The sequence below is a fragment of the Staphylococcus agnetis genome, assembly GCF_011466855.1.
GTDB classification, from domain to species: domain Bacteria; phylum Bacillota; class Bacilli; order Staphylococcales; family Staphylococcaceae; genus Staphylococcus; species Staphylococcus agnetis.
In genome coordinates this window covers 336,214-354,459 of the sequence record NZ_CP045927.1, presented here as the reverse complement: position 1 = coordinate 354,459, position 18,246 = coordinate 336,214, and the positions used below count along the sequence as shown (strand labels likewise).

Sequence of the window (18,246 nt, the reverse complement as noted above, 5' to 3'; positions counted from 1 at the left end):
AATGATGCCCCTTTCTAATAACTTCCTATACATGGTAAAGTGCGATACAATAAATGATGGTATCTTATTCCCCTTTTAAGGGACGTTAATTTATAAAAATGGAGTTGAAAGCATGTCTTTAAACATTAGAGAAATAAGTATTAACGACGTAGAAGCTTTTACCACTTTAATGCAAAAGGTTTATGATGAGTCAGAATACATGCTTTATGCACCTGGCGAGTACGTACCTTCATTAGAATATGCCATTTCTAATCTTGAAGAAGTCATTACATCTCCTCACTTAGCTATTTTAGTAGCTGAAAAAAGCGACATGCTGGTAGGTTACATTACCATTGTTTCAAAGAAACTCCATCGAATTGAACATAAAGCAAGAATAGCAATGGGTGTCTTAAATCAAGAGCAGGGATTCGGTATCGGCCAAGCACTTTTAGATGCATGTAAAAATTGGTGTCGTGATCATCAAATGACCCGTATTGAGTTAACCGTTGTAACCGATAATACGAGTGCATATCGTTTATACAAACGCGCAGGCTTTAAAGTGGAAGGCGAAATGCAACATACCCTTAAGATTGACGACCAATATTTCAATGAATATATGATGGCATACATCGTTCATTAAATCGTCTTTATTTTATCATTGGACACTTGAAATACCTACCTTTTAGTATGATGTTACCATGCAATACAGTAAATAAAAATCAATACAAGTATAGAAATAACCCTCAAACATTTTGACGACAACATGTTTGAGGGCTATTTTATAGACGTTGTTGCTTTATAATCTCATCCATTTGGCTATACATCTGTTTAAGGCATTTCTTCATACGGATTTAGGTTAATATCTGTTTGTGGTGCTTCATCAATGTCAGATTTCAAATTTTGTTGTGTGGTATTTCTACTTAAAAAACTCAAAACGCGACGTATGTTTTCACGAGATTCTGGTTTTTCAAGATGAAATTGATATTGATGTTTTAAATGATGTGACCCATTATAAAACAACGTATCAACCGGGATTTGTTGCGATTTTAGAGCATGTGAAAATGAATCATTTTGAGAATGGAATGGGTCAGCATCGCCTACAGATAGATACGTTGATGGAAATTTCGATGTAATTTGACGTTCTGTAGACATTTGGTTAATAGTTTTAAAATGGCTTTCCCAATCTCTGGCCCCTGTATAACTACGCATAAACAAATCAATACGGGGGAATTCAGTTTCACGTACTGTATGCATATTATAAAAACCCCCGAAAAAAATAGCGGCTTTAATATTGTTTGGCGTCACTTGTTGTTTAAATCCCATCGCTCCTCTTAGTTCGGCATTGGTTTGTATCGCAGTAAATTGACTGTTAATTTGAGCGCCAGCAGAATCACCACCAAAAACAACTTGATTCATATCTACAGGTAATTTATTTTGATTGGCTTTGATAAAAGCTACTGCTTTATCCATTTGAATTAATGGCGTTGGATATTGATATTCAGGCGCTAACGCATAGTTGACGTTGACTACAACATAGCCACGTTCAACAACATTAGCGAGCAAGGGGTTTTTATATTGTTTGTCTCCCGCAATAAATCCACCACCATGCGCCCAAAAGATGACAGGTAATTTTTCATTTGCACTAATATTTTTAGGCATCAAAATATCCAATTGACTATTAGGCAAACTTTTCATATATGTGATGTCCGTAAGTGCCGTGACATTATTATTTTGAATAGCAACTTTCTTTTTATGTGATGCTTCTTGTGACTTTTTAGTTCCAAAAAAATAGCCGACGACAAGGCCGGCTATGACTATAAAGACAATACATGCAATCACAAGCCAACTCTTTTTACGTTTTTTCATAACAATCTTCCCTTTCGGAAAAATTTTATCATATCTTATGAATTAAGCAATGTATTTCTTATCTTGAGATTTTCTATAAAAATATTTAACCATTACAGCAATGACGATAAATAAACCAATCACACCCATCATCGGGTAAACAAATGCGATAAGCCCTTCAAAACCTACAAAACTTAAGGCATATGCCACTGGCATAATGATACTAATCATGACGTAATATTTTTTAGTATATGGTTTTGTAAAACGTGCCGCAAATGAATACGATAAACCTAAAATCGTATTGTACATTACCGCAAGCATTACGATTGAAAATACAAACGTTAAAATTGGTGAAATCTGCCCAGCTAACACAAGTGTTGGAATCGCTGAATCTTTAATACTTGGATATTCAGACTGTAACGCAAAGTTAATTAATCCAAGTAAAACGAGATATACTACACCACCAACAAGGCCACCCAGACCTGATACTTTACGTTTAGACGCATCGCCACCTATCGCAACTAATGTACTAAAGCCAACAGCAAAAGCTAAACCACCATAGTTAAAACCATTCCATATACCTTGAATGAGACTTGGTTTTTCAACAACACTATTGACTTCCGAAAAGCCGATAGATCCTTTAAATAAGTATGTTGCCGCTATAATGACAACTAAAATAATTAGAATAGGTGTTACAACGCCTAACGCCCCGACAATTTTATTGAAGTCCATCAACAATGTCAGAAATACAAGAATACACATAATTAACGCGCCTAACCATACTGGCACACCATAACTTTCAAAAAACGTGGATCCTGCACCAGCAATCATTGTAATGGTTACTGCATACAGCGATAAAATTAAAATATAATCAATAATCAATCCTAACTTTCTGCCGAATAGATATTCTAGAGTGGATTCGTGATTATTCGCATCAAATGCCGTTCCGATTTTGGCTACTTGACGCCCAATGAATGTAAGGATAAGACCTGAGATAACCACCCCAATATAAGAATAAATCCCGTACATACTAAAGAATTGTTTTACTTCTTGACCTGTCGAAAAACCTGCACCTACGACAACGCCAACATAAGCAAAAGCAATTTTAATTGCTTCAGAATATTTGTGCATCTGTTTTGACCTCCTCATTTGCAAAACACGTTAAACATTAAACCACATTATACGCTTTATTTCAAATTTATAACCCGCTTATCAATTGCTATAACCATTGTAATGACGGGATTTAAACACAAAATAAAACTTATTATGCCATTGTAATTATACACAAACAAGTATAATTTGAAACGTATTCATTTTGATTTTGTATATTTATGCAAAAATAAGCCATTTACAAACGACGCGATGAAAATTTGTTGTCAATTGTACACTGCAATCTTATGACATTAAACATGTTAAAACTACTTTATAATTAGAACTCACTTGCAACACTATAAATTAATATAAAAAAAGAGATGGTACATAGTTCCCACCTCTCTTATATAGTAACAATTTTACTTTGCATCTTTGAAATGATTTAAATCACCAATATCTACAACGACTTGATCCATTCGCTTCGCTGTTTCTTTTAATACATTACGCGCTACTTTGTTTTCAGGGTCAATTTTTAATATCTGCTTGGCAATATCAAAAGCTTTTTTATCCGAAATGACTGGTTCAGGAATCGCATGAAGTAATAACATTTGAAGTAAGCTTTTAACTTCTTTTCCTTCAGTCAAAGTAATGGATGACTTGGCATGATAGTATGCTGCATCGAGTGCACCAGGTACATCACTTAGAGGATATACGAGGAGCAAAAACGCAAGGTCATGAATTTCTGACGTTTCTTCTTGTTTAATCATATCGAGAAGACACGTATAATACATCACACTTTCATCCTCATGAGCACTAGAAATATACGCTTCTTCAAAAGCTAAGAAATCAGTCGCGGACATTAAGCTTTTAACAGCTGAAAATTCGCCGTTCAATACGTGTTTTTGAATTAAATCTTGCATCGCTTGTCCTCCTGAATTTGCATCTCATAATAATTACATTTATTTTAACATAATTTTTAAGGAAATGCTTACTGATGCATCATTAAATTTTGTTTAGAAACACATAAATTCACGATGTACGCTCACATCACTACACATATTTATGTCCCTTTAACTTTATACATTAAATATAAAAAATAAGGTGCTCCAATGATCGCAACGATAATTCCTGCTGGCAATCCATTGGGTTGTACTAAGTTTTGACCTATAGTGTCTGAAATGACTAGGAGTATCCCGCCTATCATCATCGCTAACGGTAAAAAACTTTGATGTCTTGGACCAATGATTGTACGTGCTATATGGGGTGCCATCAAACCTATAAATCCAATCGCACCTACAATGGATACTGCTACTGAAGATAATAATACGGCAAGAAATACTAATATGAGACGTTGACGTTTAAGAGAGATACCTAAGCCTAATGCAATCGCATCGCTCGTATTTAAAATATTAAGTATTTCAGCTTTATATAACACAACAGGAATGATGATGAGAAGCCATGGCACAAAAGTCCATACAAATGGCCACGTATCTCCCCAAATATTTCCTGCAAACCAAGTTGAAATAAATTCTGACTGACTGCGATCAAACGAAGAAATTAACGTTAATGCGCAACCTGAAAGCGCCGCGGATAACCCAACACCCACTAAAACCATACTTGCCGGTGATAAACCCTTTTCACCTTCATAACTAAAATAAAAAATAAAAAGTGTAACAATCAATCCACCACATAAGCTGACAATTGGTAACATATAAACAAAGTCGTCAGCTTTGATTTGTCCTATCGCGATAAATAACGCAATCGCAAAACCGCTTCCAGCATTGATACCAAGTATGCCAGGCTCAGCAAGACCATTTCTTGTTATGCTTTGTAATATGGCACCACTTAAGCTGAGTGCTATCCCAGCACATAGCGTGACAATTAAACGCGGTAAACGAAATTCAAATAGGATAAGCTGTGTCGCCCCATTACCTTGACCAATGAGTGCGCTGACCAACTCTCCCAAAGTCATCGGAAACGCTCCTGTGGTTAAACTCAATATTATAGAAAGGATACATAAAATACCCGTTAAAATTAATGAAAGGTGTCGCTTTTGTTTGATGTTTCGAGCAATCACACGAGACGACCTCCTTTCTTAATTAAGTACAAGAAAAAAGGCACACCAATAAATGCGATAATGGCACTCATAGGTGCTTCTCCTAGTAATCTTGCGATAATATCTGCAATTAAGACGAGTGCACCACCAAATAAAGCTGAGAGTGGCAAGATTTTTTCATAATCTGTACCTACTAAAAATCGCACTAAATGTGGTATGATCAGCCCTACAAAAGCAATTTGGCCTACCATTGCCACTGAAATTCCTGCTAAAAGCATCGTTAATAATAATGCAATGATGCTTATACGTGTCGTGTTTTGTCCTAATCCTTTAGCAATCGCGTCGCCTAAGCTCAATATAGTCAGCTGGCGTCTTATCAGCATAAGTACAAATGTTACTGTCACAACAAGTGGCACACTGATAGATAAATGCTGCCATGTTGTGCTCGATATCCCACCAGCGTTCCAAAAATTAATTGATTGATTTAAGCGATACGTTAATGCCAGTCCTTGACTCAGTGCAGTGAGCAATGCACTAATCGCTGCACCAGCTAAAATAAGCCGCATCGGTTGATAACCACCACGTTTAGATGCACCCACTGATAATACAAATACCCCACCTAAAATTGCACCCATAAAACTGAATAGGATGACTACAAAAAACGGCGCTTCTGGATAAAACACAAAAGTAGCCGCTAAAGCAAACGCAGCCCCAGCGTTTAAACCAATTAAACTTGGGTCTGCGAGTCCATTCTTTGTAACACCTTGAATTACAGCACCAGATACCGCCAGTGCCATGCCAACAATCAAGGCCCCTATGTCACGCGGTAATCTAATTTCTACTATAATATTATGTGCTTGATTAGAGGCATCATATTGAAATATTGCAGTCCATATCGTGTGTAGGCTAACGTGTGCTTGTCCTAACATCATTGATGCGATAAAAGCAATCACTGTCACACATATTGCCACGAGCATATATACACTGAATTTTAATTGAGCAGTCACTGTGCTTTTCATTCGAAGTCCTCTTTCATTTTATTAATTTACTTTTTCATAGTGTTTACACAGTAAATTGTACGTTACTAACATCGGTTTACCTGTTCTTGGGTCCGTGCTTAATTCAGCGTCAATATTAAACACTTCTTCGAGAATTTCATTTGTTAAAACATCTTCTGTTTCGCCTTGTTTAACGATATCACCATTTTTCATTGTCACTAAGTAATCTGAAAAACGAATGGCTTGGTTAATATCATGTAAAACCATTACAATCGTTGTCCCATGTTCTTGATTTAATGTTTGAACTAATTCTAAAATTTCAAGTTGGTGTGAAATATCTAAATACGTAGTTGGTTCATCCAAGAAAATAATATCTGTCTTTTGCGCAAGCGCCATAGCAATCCATACACGTTGGCGCTGACCACCACTTAAGTCATTGACAGCACGGTGTTTAAAATCATGAGTGCCTGTGACACGCATGGCCCATTCGATTTCTTTTTTATCTTCATCTGATAAACGACCAAAGCCTTTTTGATGAGGAAAACGACCATAGGAGACTAACTCACCTGCAGTAAGCCCATCAGCTACGTCAGGAGACTGGGGTAATATCGCAATCTTTTTCGCAATTTCTTTCGTTGACTGTGACTGAATATTTTTCCCGTCTAAATAAACCTCTCCACTCTTCGTACTTAATAATCGTGATAAAGCCTTTAACAATGTAGATTTCCCACAACCATTAGGTCCGATGATAGATGTGATTTTCCGATCAGGAACTGCAACATCTAAGTTATTCACGATGATACGATCACCATATCCAATTGTCACTTCTTTTCCTGTTAATCTACTCATCATTATCCTTCTTTCTACGCTTACCATTTTATAGCGTTCATTTATAAAATATGCGAATATGCATCTCTAATTGAGAATCATTTTCATGTCCGTTCATTATATCATTTTTTAAAACGCTTTTCTATTTGAAAATCATAAAATGTAACGTACAAAAAAAGACAAGAATCGTGCGTATTAACGATTCCTGTCTTAATTCATATTAATCTTCAACTAAAAAACCATTTCCATAAACATCGCGCACATCATGGACTACGACAAATGCATTTTGATCAATTTTTCGAATCATGCGCTTCGTTCTTGATAATTGCGTTTTACTAATCACAGCATATAATACATCTGTTTCTTGTTTAGAAAAATATCCGCGCCCATTTAAGATTGTTACACCACGTCCAATATCTTCATCTATCATCTTCGCAACACGATCAGGTTCTTTAGAAATAATAGTCACTGCTTTTTTAGGGTTTAAACCTTCGATTACGAAGTCTATCACTTTTGTGCCAATATATAGACTGATTAATGTGATTAATACACGGTCTAATGGAATAACAGTTAATGAAATCATCACCACAATAAAATCAAAAAATAGTAATGCATACGGTGTACTCACGTCTAAATATTTATTGGCAATACGCGCTAAAATCGTAGTTCCGGCTGTCGTGCCTCCTGCAAGTATGATGACGCCTATACCTAACCCTACCGTCAAACCACCGAAAACGGCATTGACAAGAATATCATCCGTTTTAACAGACCATGATTCTGTTAAACTTAAAAAAACAGAAATAAGCACTGTCGCAAACACCGTTAAATACATACTACGTTTACTTAAATACTTGTATCCGACTGCAATCAGTACCGCATTCACGATAAAATTGGTCCATGCAGGTGAAATATGAAACGCATAGTATAAAATGATTGCCAAACCTGTTACGCCACCCTCACCGAGGTCACCCGCTATGATAAATGCATTGACCCCAGCCGCAAAAATAAAACTACCGATGATGACTAATATTAAATCTCTCACTGTTCTTTTCACACCATCATCCCCCTTATTCATTTTTCTACACTCTTAACACTAGCCATATTATCACAATTTGGTCACTAATCGTACCCCATGAGAAATATTGTATTGCCATACATAATTTTGAATCAAAATTCATTTTCAAAAAAATCAAACGCCTCTCATCCTTGTCATATCAAAGATAGTAGCGTATTGAAATAAATAATTTTACAAATTTCTGAATATTTCGTTTACTTTAGGTCTATCTTTATGTATAATAAGAATTACCTTATTTGTTGCAAGTCAACAATAGGCCATCTCCTTTGTGTTGTTTATAGTAAGAGAGATTTTTGCTCGTAGGTTGATATTTTGCTCGAGTATCAACCCAATTATTCATTTCCCGTCAAGGCAGTTCGGCAATAGCTGAGCTGTCTTATTTTTTCATTTGATTTTTAAAGCTATTAAATAACCTCCAACATTCATCTGTAAATGTTGGAGGTTTTATCATCAAAGCTCTCAATGGTAATATCTATCGCCTAAAATGTTGTTTACCAAGCAAATAAACCTACAAATCCTGCAGTTAATAATGAAACTAAAACACCTGACAATAACATCATCGGTACATATTTTGATACAAAATCCGACGTTTTTTCATTAACTATTCCTTTAAGGGTACCGATAATCATCCCTACTGTAGAGAAGTTTGCAAATGAAATTAAGAATGTTGTAATAATTGCACGACGATGTGGATCGTAATGTTGCACATCGCCCATGATTTCACCCATAACAACAAACTCATTCGTCACGATTTTTTTAGCCATTTGTTGTGCCACATCCCACGCTTCATTAAAAGGTAGACCTAACAGTAATGCGAATGGATACATAAATACCCCTAAAATTTGGTCTAAACCGATGCTACCTTTAACGTGGAATAGCGATGCGATGCCTCCTGAAATAAGATTAATAAGACGGTCTGCTAATTCAGCTAAAGCTACAAAACTTATAACAAAAGCAATAATTATTAAGACAAGTTTCCCAGCATTTAATACTGAATCACCTAAAAATGAGAAAAACGGTTGACGCTTTTCGTTTGTTCTCAGTTCATAAATCACATCTTCTTCTACATCAATACGTACTGGATTTAAAATAGAAGCGACAATCATCGCATTAATAATATTGAGCGGAATAGCTGTTAATACAAGTTCGCCAGGTAACATCGTCACGTAAGCACCAACAATTGCACCTGAAACGGAGCTCATCGACATCATTGCAATCGTAAGTACACGTGCATCATTAATGCGTTTCACTTGTTCACTTGAAACAGCAATGGCTTCTGTATTTCCTAAAAACATCATTTCAATTCCAAAAAATGCTTCAAACTTCGGTTGACGTGTAATTTTAGCGAGCACCCAACCGACACCACGCATAAAGAACGGTAAAATACGTAAATACATTAAAACATCAAACAATGGTACAACTAATAAAATCGGGAACAAAGCTGCGACCGCCATGTCCATTTGTTTATTCGTTGTCCAACTCTTGAACGCGAAACCAACGCCTGAGAATGCGGCATCAATTACCCAGGAAATACCTGCAGCTGCCATTTCAACAACTTTTGTACCTGCCGGAAAGTATACAAAGAACCATGCAAGAAACAAGTTTAATAGCACTAATATCCCAATTGATCCCCATTGAATATTTTTACGATCTCGTGAAAACAATGCTGCAACGCCTATAAAAGCTAACAACCCAATTATGTTAATAATTAAATACATAGGTTTAAACCCTATCCTTTCTCTGATTTCAACACTTTAAGTATACCACGCACGATTGTTGGTGAGAATATCTTTTTAATTGTCCTTACACGCCATATTTTGTGATACAAACTGTATTTGATTAATCATTTTTACTTTATCGGTCAAATGCATAAAATGTTTAATGTCACGTATTTTCCACAAAAAAGTTATTGTGAAAAAGTGTTAAAGCGTTTATAATCTTCAATGAAAATGATTATCATTAACATTTAAAAGTGGGTGGTTTGCATGACATATGTTGCTGAGGCTCAACTCGGAGTGAATTATGTCGTTACGACTTTGGAGATGAATAATATCAACTTAAAACATCGCTTACGTGCACTCGGATGCATTGAAGGGTGTCAATTACAAGTGCAACAAAAAGGGTTGTTTAAAGGCCCTTGTACAATCAATATTAATGGTCAACATATTTCAATACGTTATTGTGACGCATGTAAAATTGGTTTGGAGCATTGTCATGAGTAACGCTTATTGTATTTTAGGAAATCCAAATGTCGGTAAAACTTCCCTTTTTAATGCACTAACGGGTTCATATGACTATGTGGGTAACTGGAGTGGCGTTACTGTAGATAAAAAGGTCGGGCAACTTAAATCGCACACAGGACAATTAATTGATCTTCCAGGCATTTACGATTTAGTCCCTATTTCTCGTGATGAAACTGTCGTTACAGATTACCTCATTCACGATCAATTTGATGGCATGATTAATATTATCGATGCTGCTCAAATTAAACGTAATTTTAATTTAACCATTCAATTATTAGAATACGGTGCACCATTATTAATAGGACTCAATATGATAGATGTGGCAAGTCAAAGAGGTATTAAAATTGATTATGAGGCACTTATGCGTAAATTACACGTCCCTATTATTCCAGTGATTGCACGGACTGGAAAAGGCAGCACAGACATGTTAAACGCATTAACTGATTATCATTTAACGCCTCAACGCCCATTAATGATTCATTATGGTACACCAATTGAGCAATTGATTACTGAAATAAAACAACACATTCCAGAAAACTACGTATTACATCAAAAACATCATCGCTTCGTCGCCATTCAATACATCTTAGATAATCCAACGATTAAAACTTCTTTAGATTCAATCACCCAAGAGAAAATAGATGCATGTATTCAAGCTTTTAAAGCTACACAAGATGTCGATCTTGAACAAGAAATTATTACGCAACGCCAACATTATATCAATCGTTTATTAGATGATGTGGTCACGTATCCCTCAACACCACAGCATCATCTTACAGAACGTGTCGATGCGCTTTTAACGCATAAAATTTTGGGTATCCCTATATTTTTATGTTTAATGTGGCTAATTTTTCAAATTACTTTTACTTGGGTAGGAACACCACTATCTGATCAACTTGATGCATTTTTCGGTGGCACACTCACTGACTTTGCCATAAAAATAATGACGATGTTGGGCATTTATCCGCCTATTCAAGCATTAGTCACAGATGGTATTATAGCTGGTGTTGGTGGCGTATTAGTATTCGTTCCTCAAATTTTAGTGCTATTTTTCTTCATTTCTTTATTAGAAGACTCTGGTTATATGGCACGTATTGCGGTCATTATGGATAGAATAATGGAAAATTTTGGCTTAAATGGAAAGTCCTTTATCCCAATGATTATTGGTTTTGGTTGTAATGTACCAGGGATTATGGCCGCACGTAGTATAGAAGAGGAAAAAGAACGATTAACTACAATTTTAATCACACCATTTATGTCTTGTTCTGCCCGCTTACCTGTTTATGGCCTTTTCGTTGCCGTATTCTTTGCACAACATCAAGCACTTGTCGTATTAAGTCTTTACGTGTTAGGTATCGTAGCTGCTTTAGTAATGAGTTACATTTTAACTAAGACTGTTCTAAAAAAAGATACCTCCATTTTTGTCGTTGAACTTCCACCCTATCGCCTTCCTTCTATAAAAACGTTATGGCGTAGTACTTGGGAAAAAGGAAAAGGTTTTGTCAAAAAAGCAGGCACATTTATTTTTGCGGGTTCAGTGATAATTTGGTTATTAAACTATGCAGGACCTCATGGTATTAATGTTCAAGCACATGAAAGTTTTTTACATGTCATTGGTTCAGCGATTGCACCAATCTTGTCACCTGTTGGCTTTGATAGTTGGCAAGCCGCAGCTACTTTAATTCCTGGATTTTTAGCAAAGGAAGTTATTGTCAGTGCGATGGCAATCATTTATGCGGTTAATGACGATGCGTTAGTATCTATGGTTTCTACGCATTTCACAGCGTTGTCCGCTTATAGTTTTATGGTATTTATCTTGTTGTACACACCATGCTTAGCAACTGTTGCAACGATACGCAAAGAAACAACATCATGGAAATGGACATTACTCGCAGTGGCTTATCCAATTACAGTTGCATACTTACTATCTCTAGTAATTTATCAAATTGGTAGCTTAATGCTATAGGAGTGATGAGATGACTTTATTAATCAATATTGTATTCGTTTTAATCATTGTCAGTTACGTTGCTTTTGTATTACGGCGTTACATGCGAAAGTCTAAACAAGGACAATGTAGTGCTTGTGACGTCAACGATGGTTGTACCTCTCATACAATTTCTAAACCTAATATAAAATAAAAACAAGGTGGCCTTGTACACGTTGATGTCAATTTTTGCTTCAACATGTCTTGGCCACCTTATTATGATGTTGTTAAGTTTTGTGTTTCTACGAAATGTTGATACATTTCATGAGATTGCATTAACTCCCCATGTTTACCTGTTCCAGTCACACGACCTTGATCTAAGAAAATAATTTGTTCTGCTTTTTTAATCGTTGAAAGTCGATGTGCGATGACAATAGTTGTTCGATTTTCCATTAAAACATCTAACGCTTCTTGAATTTTACGTTCACTTTCACTATCTAAATTGGCAGTTGCTTCATCTAGTAATAAAATATCAGGATCTTTAATAAAGCTACGCGCAATATCAATACGTTGACGTTGACCTCCGGAAAGCTTCAATCCTCGCTCACCTACGATCGTGTCATATCCATCTTCAAATGTTTGAATAAAATCATGACAATTCGCAAGACGTGCATAATACTCCAATTCCTCTTGTGAGACTTCTCGCTCAATACCGTATAAAATATTATCTCGTATTGTACCATTCATCATCGCGTTACTTTGCATCACATAACCGATTTTACGTCTCCAATCACTTAAACTAATGTCATAAATTGATTGTTGATGATATTGAATATCTCCTGATTCGATTTCATACATACGTTCAATCAAACTGAAAATTGTACTTTTTCCTGACCCAGATGGCCCAACAAATGCTGTCACTGCACCACGACGAATGGTAAATGATACATCTTGTAATATCGGCTTAACCTCATATTTAAAAGACACGTTGTTAAACGTTAAATCTCCATGTTTTAATAGATGTTTGGTATTTTTAGGCTCTATAGGCTCAAGTGGTTCATGCAAAATTTCATAAATCCGACTACTTGCACCGACCGCTTTTTTGTAATCCGTCACTAATGTAGATAAATTAATAAGCGGTATTGATAAATTGAGTACATAGAATATCATCGCAACTAGTGTACCGGCTGATATCGCACCAGAAGATATACGCAACCCACCAAACCCTAGAATCATACCAATTGTAATCAGCATAATTATGCCTGAAATAGGTTGAATCACTGCGGCAATTTTTGCTTGCTTTAAACCTAGTTTATAGATTTCATCTAAGTTATAGCGCGCTTTTTCAAGTTCAATATGTTCCGTATTCGACACTTTTACAAGTCTCATTTCTGTCAAAACCCGTCCAAGTAGACCGCTGAAATTTGCAATCTCATTTTGCGTATTCGTCGATATTTTTTGCATAATTTTACCAAGTGGTGTAATAATGATTGCAAATATAGGAATGGTAATAAACGTTAATAATGTCATTTGCCAATCTAAAATAAATAACATGATTAGAGAACCAATAACAGTAATGACAGATGGAAAGAAACCTGGTAATTTTTGAGATATAAAATCATTAATCACTTTCGTATCGTCCGTTAAGCGGCTCATGAGTTGACCACTTTCATTTTTATCGAAGAATGGCATTTTTAAATGAATGATATGACGCCATAAAACGGAGCGAATCGCGTAAATGACTTTTTCACCAATTTTATTTAATAAATAATAACCAAGTCCACTAAGTATTGCATTGACTAAAAATACCCCAACAATAATCATAATAAATGTTGGATTAATTGAAGTTAATGTAAACTTATCAACAAGTTGCCCCGTAAATAAAGGCACCAATAACCCTGTTAAACTCCCTAAAGATGCGATTAAAACTGCAACAATAATCAAACCCACTGGCCATGATATTTTTTTTAATAAGTAAATAAGTGGATTCTCTTTTTTCATAAATGGTTACCTCTTTATTGATTATTGTCGTGAAGGGAGTCTCCCCTCACACCGACGTCATACTTCAGGACGTCTTATTTAACATATACACTGTTCATTCAACACAATAATTTTTATGTTCCATCGCAAGACGCATACATCTCACAAAAAAACTGTGGTAAAATATAATTTCGGTTGTTCCAAACAAAAAAGTTTTATCATTTTTGAAGGAGTGCATATGAAAAAAGTAATTCTGAGTATTTTAGTTGTATTCTTCGCTACAACTATTATAACACCTTTTACTAAAGCGAATACAGCAACACCTGTTGATATCGCAAATCAAAACGGCTATGGCGTTGGTTATGGATTTCAACCTGAAGGCCTTGTCAATATAAGTGAAACGGGCCAAATTCTTTATCAATACCAAGATAAACAAAAGTGGTACCCTGCTTCTATGACAAAATTAATGACCATGTATCTGACATTAAAAGCCGTTAAATCAGGCGACTTAAACCTTAATGATACGGTTAAAATTACAGATCAGCATTATAGAATGTCTACATTACCTGAATTGAGCAATACAAAGCTTTATCCAGGAGAAACTTATACAATTGCAGAATTACTTCAAATCACAGTTTCCGCTTCTAGTAATGCTGCTTCCTTAATATTAGCTCAAAAAGTATCAGGTTCCACATCTAAATTTGTCGATGATATGAATCAAACCGCAAAAGATTTAGGCATGACTCAAACGCATTATGTCAATCCAACAGGTGCTGAAAATTTTCGTTTGCAAGAATTTGTGCCACAAAAATATAAAAATGAAACCTCATCTGTTTCATCGCCACGTGATTATGCTATATTAGCGCAACATACGGTGCAAGACACACCGAAGATATTAGATTTCACAAAACAAATCGCTCCTACTCAGCACGGTGTTACATATTATACATTTAATGACCTGCTTGAAGGCGGAAACATGAGTTTACAAGGTACCGACGGCCTTAAAACAGGTTCAAGTGATCTTGCTGATTATAATAATACATTAACGACAAAACGCGGAAAGTTTCGAATTTTCCATGTCATTATGGGTGCTGGAGATTATAAAAATTTGGGTGGCGAAAAAGAACGTAATATGATGAGTGCAAGCACAATTAATGTTGCATTTTATCAGTACGATTACCGTAAAATCTTATCTAAAGGAGAACATAAGATTAATGGTAAGACGTATTATGTTACTCAAGATTTATATGATATTGTGCCAAAATCAATGACCAAACCTTATCAATTAGTCATTGAAAACGGTGAAGTTCACCTTAATTACAAACGTCAGTTTATTTCTAAAGCTTATGGTCCTCCAAAAGTTGAAGTTGAAAAACCTATTGTGTATCAATCCAAATCATTTGTTGTCAGTTCTTGGAAAGATCACCCAATATTAACATCTTTAGGATTTATCTTTTTAATCGGCTTCTTATCCGTTACCATTTATTACTTATTATTTTTAACAATTAAACGACGATAAAATTATAAAATAAGGGAAAGTTGCTTGAGCAACTTTCCCTTATTTTGCGTCTTTACCGTATAATTCTTTTTTAATTTGTGTTGTTGAAATACCTTCAGTACGTTTAAGATATATCACTTCACATTTATCTTTTAAGAAGTCGAATTCGCCTTCCCAATCATGCCCCATCACAAAAGTATCAATCTCATACTTTTCTACATCAGACTCTTTTTGACCCCAATCATGTTCTGGAATAACTAAATCCACGTATCGAATTGATTCTAACATCATTTTACGTTGTTCAAAATTATAGTAAGACTTTTTATTTTTTATACGATTAAATTCGTCGCTAGATAATGCAACAACAAGGTAATCTCCCATTTCTCTTGCACGGCGTAACAATTCGATATGACCGTAATGTAAAAGATCGTACGTTCCATAAGTTATGACACGTTTCACATTTACGCCTCCTTAATATTTTTAATCTCTCCTTAACATATGATAAGAGTATACCATGCGTCAAAGGGAGATACAATTTAAAACTCATAATAAAGACAATACTAAATAATTTCGCTATAACCTTATAATTTATATTTTAGTAAGACGATCTACATATATAGCGATTTGATTTAAAGTAGATTGCTTATTATACGTATGCCAATCTTCAAATAGGGGTTTTAATTCATGTTGTTTTAAACGTTGATAAATATCCGCTTCACGATACACTTTATAATCTGTAGGGATATCATAAAAATAAGCATTCAACCCACGTGCTTTTTCATATTCTTGTTCATCATAAACATAATATAATGTCGGTTTTTGAATTAAGCTTGCCTCAATAGGTAATGAGCTATAATCAGAAATAATGACATCCGCCAGTACAATTAATTCAAATACAGATAATCCATAATGCTCTGACATAACGTTGACGGATGGATGGTAACGCGAAATTAATGTATAGTCAGGTAAGGCTGACTCGAACGCTTCTTTATTTAAGATACGGTTCGTCATCCCCTCTTCACGATAGGTCGGTAAATATACCGCAATTTTCCCATCTAATCCATGTTTCTCCTTAAGCTCTACCTTTAGCGCATCGATGTCTACAGAAAAATAACGCGAGAGCCTCGGCACACCAAAATTAACCAATTGTTCGTAATGTGCATTAAATGCATTTTGAAAACATGTCGCCATTTGTTGGCAACCCACTAAATATTTATCCGTTGCATTATAAACGTTTTCGTATTGCCTGACTAATTTGTCATGCTCATGATCTACCGAACGATCTTCAAAACCAAACTTCTTTAGGGCACCTGCCGCATGCCACGTTTGGATAACCGTCTGACCTTTTTTCTTCTTAAATCCTGCCATAAAGAGATGCAAATTATCGACAAATATCACTTTTGCACTTGCCATCATAAACAGAAGTCTCAATACATTAAACTGATGAAATTCATAACTAGAGACTTCCTTCAAAGCGCTCACTGCTTTAAGATGTTCCCGCTTCGCAAAAACGGTGACGCGAAATCCACGTTCATTCAACTTATTTATAATCGGATACATGTCTTCCTTAAAATTCATTATAACTACGATATGATTGGCATCCACGCCACGTTTTTGAAAAAAAGCCATCAAAAACTTAATCATTATGATGTACATCTCTTTAAGCCAATATCGTACCATTACAAAACACCGCCTTATATATGTTGTTTATAAAAAAAGCTGGACCACTCGCGCGCCAGCTTCATAGAATATTGACATTGAATGACTGGTCAAAAGCACAACATTGCATACTTAGCACCAAGCCACCACTGTCAGCAACGAATCATTAGATGGATTCGTTAACCGCTCATTCTTTGATTGTATTACATAAAATCTGCAAAGTGATCTCTGTAGCGCATATGCAACATCGACCCAATTACAAAGAATACACCTGCAACTAAAACATTATATAAAGCGAGTTCCCAATGCGTGATAAAGTACCATTCTTTAAACAATATCGCCGCACGATAACTTTCCGCAATAAAATAAATTGGATTAAACATCATAATCTTTTCCGGCAACGATCCTGGTTTAGGTACCCAAAGAATCGGTGATGCATAGAAAAGAACCCTTAATAAAGCTTGCATCGCCATTTGCGTATCACGTACAAGTACACCTAACGTTGACGTTAGCAATGAAATTGACATTGTGATAAAGTACGCTAACGGAATAAATAAGACTAATTGTATAATATGAATTGAAGGCGGAAGCCCTACAATCGTACAAAGTCCAACTATCGCCAATACAAGCACAAGATGACCGTATAATTTACTCGTTACAATATACGTTGGAATGATTGAAAGTGGAAAATTCATTTTCGCCACTTGTCCGTACTTCATCGTAATAGATTTTGTCCCTTCTAAAATCCCTTGGTTGATGAAGAACCACATGCTAATACCAACGAGTAACCAATAGATAAACGGCACACCATCAATAGGATGGTTACTTCGAATTCCAAAACCAAAAACAAACCAATACACTAAAATTTGAATCACTGGATTAATAATTTCCCAAGCTAACCCAAGATAGTTATTATGGTTGGTTATTTTCAATTGGAACTGTGCTAAACGTTGTATGAGATAGAAGCTTCTCACGTGCTCTTTTAGCACGGTTAAAACAGATTTCATAACTGACCACGCTTTCACATGCGACAATCTATTGATATCTCACAAACTAAAAATAACTCCCA

17 protein-coding genes are annotated in these 18,246 nt (G+C 35.5%); 5 read left to right on the top strand and 12 right to left on the bottom strand.

Going from position 1 to position 18,246, the window contains the following annotated elements; translation table 11 throughout:
* Nucleotides 1-112: 112 nt before the first annotated feature.
* Complete coding sequence (locus GJE18_RS01785) at nucleotides 113-619, top strand: GNAT family N-acetyltransferase (protein ID WP_037566415.1); 507 nt, start codon at nucleotides 113-115, stop codon at nucleotides 617-619.
* A gap of 188 nt (nucleotides 620-807) precedes the next feature.
* On the opposite strand, the gene GJE18_RS01780 is transcribed toward GJE18_RS01785, so the two are convergent.
* The 8 genes from GJE18_RS01780 to GJE18_RS01745 form a co-directional block, all read right to left on the bottom strand.
* Nucleotides 808-1,845 (bottom strand): alpha/beta hydrolase, encoded by a 1,038-nt coding sequence (locus GJE18_RS01780; RefSeq protein ID WP_107368289.1) that lies wholly within the window; start codon nucleotides 1,843-1,845, stop codon nucleotides 808-810.
* Between the two features lie 42 nt (nucleotides 1,846-1,887).
* The gene (locus GJE18_RS01775) at nucleotides 1,888-2,955 is read right to left on the bottom strand and encodes a YkvI family membrane protein (RefSeq protein ID WP_037566412.1); all 1,068 of its coding nucleotides are present in this window, start codon (nucleotides 2,953-2,955) and stop codon (nucleotides 1,888-1,890) included.
* A gap of 380 nt (nucleotides 2,956-3,335) precedes the next feature.
* A complete protein-coding gene (locus GJE18_RS01770; RefSeq protein WP_037566411.1) occupies nucleotides 3,336-3,836 on the bottom strand; it encodes a hypothetical protein in 501 nt (166 codons plus the stop codon).
* 140 nt (nucleotides 3,837-3,976) lie between these two features.
* Nucleotides 3,977-4,993 carry a FecCD family ABC transporter permease gene (locus GJE18_RS01765; RefSeq protein ID WP_107368291.1) on the bottom strand — a complete coding sequence of 339 codons (1,017 nt, stop codon included), beginning with the start codon at nucleotides 4,991-4,993 and terminating at the stop codon, nucleotides 3,977-3,979.
* Entirely contained in the window at nucleotides 4,990-5,991 is a 1,002-nt protein-coding gene (locus GJE18_RS01760) for a FecCD family ABC transporter permease (protein WP_060552395.1), read from the bottom strand. Before GJE18_RS01760 ends, GJE18_RS01765 begins: the two co-directional genes overlap by 4 nt.
* 21 nt (nucleotides 5,992-6,012) lie before the next feature.
* Nucleotides 6,013-6,819, bottom strand: a complete 807-nt coding sequence (locus GJE18_RS01755) for an ABC transporter ATP-binding protein (protein WP_037566407.1) — start codon at nucleotides 6,817-6,819, stop codon at nucleotides 6,013-6,015.
* Between the two features lie 199 nt (nucleotides 6,820-7,018).
* A complete protein-coding gene (locus GJE18_RS01750; RefSeq protein WP_037566498.1) occupies nucleotides 7,019-7,852 on the bottom strand; it encodes a YitT family protein in 834 nt (277 codons plus the stop codon).
* Between the two features lie 512 nt (nucleotides 7,853-8,364).
* Nucleotides 8,365-9,591 carry a NupC/NupG family nucleoside CNT transporter gene (locus GJE18_RS01745; RefSeq protein ID WP_060552394.1) on the bottom strand — a complete coding sequence of 409 codons (1,227 nt, stop codon included), beginning with the start codon at nucleotides 9,589-9,591 and terminating at the stop codon, nucleotides 8,365-8,367.
* Nucleotides 9,592-9,858: 267 nt separating this feature from the next.
* On the opposite strand from GJE18_RS01745, the gene GJE18_RS01740 reads away from it, so the two are divergent.
* From GJE18_RS01740 to GJE18_RS01730, 3 genes are read left to right on the top strand one after another with little or no spacing between them, the layout of a single operon-like run.
* Complete coding sequence (locus tag GJE18_RS01740) at nucleotides 9,859-10,095, top strand: FeoA family protein (protein ID WP_060552393.1); 237 nt, start codon at nucleotides 9,859-9,861, stop codon at nucleotides 10,093-10,095.
* The gene (gene feoB / locus GJE18_RS01735) at nucleotides 10,088-12,082 is read left to right on the top strand and encodes a ferrous iron transport protein B (protein ID WP_060552392.1); all 1,995 of its coding nucleotides are present in this window, start codon (nucleotides 10,088-10,090) and stop codon (nucleotides 12,080-12,082) included. The genes GJE18_RS01740 and feoB overlap by 8 nt, the downstream gene beginning before the upstream one ends.
* Before the next feature lie 10 nt (nucleotides 12,083-12,092).
* Nucleotides 12,093-12,254 (top strand): FeoB-associated Cys-rich membrane protein, encoded by a 162-nt coding sequence (locus GJE18_RS01730; protein ID WP_060552391.1) that lies wholly within the window; start codon nucleotides 12,093-12,095, stop codon nucleotides 12,252-12,254.
* Between the two features lie 62 nt (nucleotides 12,255-12,316).
* Here GJE18_RS01730 and GJE18_RS01725 read toward each other — a convergent pair whose 3' ends face one another.
* Nucleotides 12,317-14,041: an ABC transporter ATP-binding protein gene (locus GJE18_RS01725; RefSeq protein WP_107368292.1), complete on the bottom strand. Its 1,725-nt coding sequence runs from the start codon at nucleotides 14,039-14,041 to the stop codon at nucleotides 12,317-12,319.
* Between the two features lie 217 nt (nucleotides 14,042-14,258).
* Here GJE18_RS01725 and pbp4 point away from each other — a divergent pair, with 217 nt between their 5' ends.
* Nucleotides 14,259-15,539: a penicillin-binding protein PBP4 gene (gene pbp4 / locus GJE18_RS01720; RefSeq protein WP_107368293.1), complete on the top strand. Its 1,281-nt coding sequence runs from the start codon at nucleotides 14,259-14,261 to the stop codon at nucleotides 15,537-15,539.
* 39 nt (nucleotides 15,540-15,578) lie between these two features.
* Here pbp4 and tagD read toward each other — a convergent pair whose 3' ends face one another.
* The 3 genes from tagD to GJE18_RS01705 form a co-directional block, all read right to left on the bottom strand.
* Complete coding sequence (gene tagD / locus GJE18_RS01715; RefSeq protein ID WP_037566401.1) at nucleotides 15,579-15,977, bottom strand: glycerol-3-phosphate cytidylyltransferase; 399 nt, start codon at nucleotides 15,975-15,977, stop codon at nucleotides 15,579-15,581.
* Between the two features lie 129 nt (nucleotides 15,978-16,106).
* Complete coding sequence (tarB, locus tag GJE18_RS01710) at nucleotides 16,107-17,198, bottom strand: teichoic acid glycerol-phosphate primase TarB (RefSeq protein WP_060552388.1); 1,092 nt, start codon at nucleotides 17,196-17,198, stop codon at nucleotides 16,107-16,109.
* Nucleotides 17,199-17,380: 182 nt separating this feature from the next.
* Nucleotides 17,381-18,184: an ABC transporter permease gene (locus GJE18_RS01705; RefSeq protein WP_037566496.1), complete on the bottom strand. Its 804-nt coding sequence runs from the start codon at nucleotides 18,182-18,184 to the stop codon at nucleotides 17,381-17,383.
* Nucleotides 18,185-18,246 lie beyond the last annotated feature (62 nt).

Excerpts from the sequence above, each read along its gene's own strand:
- GJE18_RS01785 (WP_037566415.1), top strand. The coding sequence starts at position 113 with ATGTCTTTAAACATTAGAGAAATAAGTATTAACGACGTAGAAGCTTTT.
- GJE18_RS01780 (WP_107368289.1), bottom strand. The coding sequence starts at position 1,845 with ATGAAAAAACGTAAAAAGAGTTGGCTTGTGATTGCATGTATTGTCTTT.
- GJE18_RS01775 (WP_037566412.1), bottom strand. The coding sequence starts at position 2,955 with ATGCACAAATATTCTGAAGCAATTAAAATTGCTTTTGCTTATGTTGGC.
- GJE18_RS01770 (WP_037566411.1), bottom strand. The coding sequence starts at position 3,836 with ATGCAAGATTTAATTCAAAAACACGTATTGAACGGCGAATTTTCAGCT.
- GJE18_RS01760 (WP_060552395.1), bottom strand. The coding sequence starts at position 5,991 with ATGAAAAGCACAGTGACTGCTCAATTAAAATTCAGTGTATATATGCTC.
- GJE18_RS01755 (WP_037566407.1), bottom strand. The coding sequence starts at position 6,819 with ATGAGTAGATTAACAGGAAAAGAAGTGACAATTGGATATGGTGATCGT.
- GJE18_RS01745 (WP_060552394.1), bottom strand. The coding sequence starts at position 9,591 with ATGTATTTAATTATTAACATAATTGGGTTGTTAGCTTTTATAGGCGTT.
- GJE18_RS01740 (WP_060552393.1), top strand. The coding sequence starts at position 9,859 with ATGACATATGTTGCTGAGGCTCAACTCGGAGTGAATTATGTCGTTACG.
- feoB (WP_060552392.1), top strand. The coding sequence starts at position 10,088 with ATGAGTAACGCTTATTGTATTTTAGGAAATCCAAATGTCGGTAAAACT.
- GJE18_RS01730 (WP_060552391.1), top strand. The coding sequence starts at position 12,093 with ATGACTTTATTAATCAATATTGTATTCGTTTTAATCATTGTCAGTTAC.
- GJE18_RS01725 (WP_107368292.1), bottom strand. The coding sequence starts at position 14,041 with ATGAAAAAAGAGAATCCACTTATTTACTTATTAAAAAAAATATCATGG.
- pbp4 (WP_107368293.1), top strand. The coding sequence starts at position 14,259 with ATGAAAAAAGTAATTCTGAGTATTTTAGTTGTATTCTTCGCTACAACT.
- tarB (WP_060552388.1), bottom strand. The coding sequence starts at position 17,198 with ATGGTACGATATTGGCTTAAAGAGATGTACATCATAATGATTAAGTTT.
- GJE18_RS01705 (WP_037566496.1), bottom strand. The coding sequence starts at position 18,184 with ATGAAATCTGTTTTAACCGTGCTAAAAGAGCACGTGAGAAGCTTCTAT.